We start from the raw sequence: 2,222 nt of genomic DNA on the forward strand, positions 1-2,222 counted from the left end.
GACAAGAAAGTAGGTCGCCCCCCGCAGGGGGGTGAAACCGCCTTTGACTTTAGGCCTTTGAAGTTGAAGTTGAAGTTGAAGTTGAAGTTGAAGTTATGCACGAGCACTCACCCCCCCGCCGATTCCCCCATCAAATCCACCCACTACCGCTCCAACACATAACCCCCAGGCGCATCCGCAAGCGCACCAGACCCCACATCCCGCGCACCAACCCGCCCGGTCGAACGCGCCGCCAGCCACGCTTGCCAGCATGGCCACCACGACCCTTCATGCCGCTCAGCCCTGGCAAGAAACCGCTCCGGACTCCCATAAGGCGCATTGGCGTCACGGGTTTCCACCCGATATCGCCGGCCAGGGTGCGAAGGTTCGGAAACAATGCCGGCATTGTGCCCCCCAGATGTAAGCAGGAAGGTCAGCGGGGCAGGGGTGAGCAGATGCAGCTTGTAGACCGAGCGCCACGGCGACACGTGGTCATGCTCGGTGCCCACCGCAAACACCGGAAACCGCAGGTCGGACAAGGCAACGGGCCGCCCGTCCACGCAGTAGCGCCCGGTGGCGAGTTCGTTGGAGAGGAACAGTTTGTGCAGGCATTCCGAATGCATGCGGTACGGCAATCGGGTGAGATCGCGGTTCCACGACACCAGGTCGCTCGGGCGCAGCCGCTTGCCGAGCAGGTACTCGCTCATCATGCGGGACCAGACCAGGTCGCGTGAGTGCAGCATCTGGAAGGCGGCGGCCATCTGCGGGCCATCCAGGTAGCCCTGCTGGTGCATCATCGCGTCCAGCGTGGACAAGGCGCTGCTGTCGATGAACAGGCCGAGTTCTCCCGGCTCGGTGAAGTCCGTCTCGCTGGCGAGCAAGGTCAGGGTTTGCAGCGGCGCGCCATTGTCGTCGCGGCTCAGCGCCGCGGCGCAGACGGCCAGCAGGGTGCCGCCCAGGCAATAGCCGGCGGCGTGGATGCGCGCGTCGGGGCAGCGTTCGCCGACCACGCGCAAGGCGGCCCGTATCCCCAGTTGCAGGTAGTCGTCGAGGCCCATGCCGGCCGCTTCGGCATCCGGGTTCTTCCACGAGATCATGAAGACCGTGTGGCCTTGCCCGACCAGGTAGCGCACCAGCGAATCCCGCGGCTGGAGATCCAGGATGTAGTACTTCATGATCCAGGACGGTACGATCAGCACCGGCTCCCGCCATACCTCGGCACCGGCCGGCGAGTACTGGATCAGTTCCATCAGCGCATTGCGGTACACCACCTTGCCGGGTGTGACCGCGACGTCCCGCCCGACCTTGAAGGTGGGCGGGCGGCGCAGGCTGGGATCGCGCGACAGGTCGGCCACCACGTCCTGCATATCGTGCAGCCAGTGCCGGGCGCCGTGCAGGAGGTTGGTGCCGCCGCTGGCGGCCGTGGCCTGCAGCACCACGGGGTTGAGCCACCAGGCATTGCCGGGTGAGCAGATATCGATCATCTGCCGCGCGCAGAACGATACGATCCGCTCATGGTGGGGAGACACGCCACGCAGCCCGTGCGTCAGCGACTCCCATAGCGCTTCGTTGTTGTGAAAGACGTCGCGCCAGAAATGGTAGGGCCACTGCGACCAGGCAGGGTCGGCGAAGCGCAGGTCGGACGGCCGCGCCGGCATGCCGGGCGTTGGCTGCGCGCTCGACGGCCCCGGCCACATGCCGGCGGCAGTGGCAATCGTTGCGCTCATCCACTCTCCCACGGCGGCGTCGACCTTGCCGGGGGAGATCGCCAGGTGCAATGCCCAGTCCAGCCCGGCCAGCCAGAACGAGGCCAGCGACATGCCTTGCGTGGCGCTGGCCAGGGTGGAGCGTACCTGCTCGTCGAGCTGGTGCCGTTCGGCTTCCATGGGGCCGCAGCCGCATTCCGCCTCGGGCGCTGCGGCGATTTCACTGGTCGGAGCGGGTGCGTTCATTGCATGTGCTGTCCGCCATTGATGGCGATATTGGCGCCGGTGACAAACGCCGCGTCATCGGAGCACAGGTAGGTAATCAGCGCGGCGACTTCTTCCGGCCGCCCGAGTCTGCCAACCGGGATCTGCGGCAGGATCCTGGCCTGGAGGATGTCGGCAGGCATGTCGGTGACCATGTGCGTGGCCAGGTAGCCGGGCGAGACTGTGTTGACGGTCACGCCGCCGGCTGCCACTTCCAGCGCCAGCGCCTTGGTGAACCCGTGTATCCCGGCCTTGGCGGCGCAATAGTTGGTC

2 protein-coding genes are annotated in these 2,222 nt (G+C 66.1%); both read right to left on the reverse strand.

All coding sequences use genetic code 11. From position 1 onward, the window contains the following. Positions 1-143: 143 nt before the first annotated feature. Positions 144-1,931: a PHA/PHB synthase family protein gene (locus AC1DKD_RS40820; RefSeq protein ID WP_441633807.1), complete on the reverse strand. Its 1,788-nt coding sequence runs from the start codon at positions 1,929-1,931 to the stop codon at positions 144-146. Continuing rightward, positions 1,928-2,222, reverse strand: a 295-nt coding sequence (locus AC1DKD_RS40825) for an SDR family oxidoreductase (RefSeq protein WP_477144703.1), incomplete at its 5' end; no start/stop codon positions are given. The genes AC1DKD_RS40820 and AC1DKD_RS40825, both read right to left, overlap by 4 nt.

Source organism: Cupriavidus sp. 05T313 (genome assembly GCF_056396665.1).

Excerpts from the sequence above, each read along its gene's own strand:
- AC1DKD_RS40820 (WP_441633807.1), bottom strand. The coding sequence starts at position 1,931 with ATGAACGCACCCGCTCCGACCAGTGAAATCGCCGCAGCGCCCGAGGCG.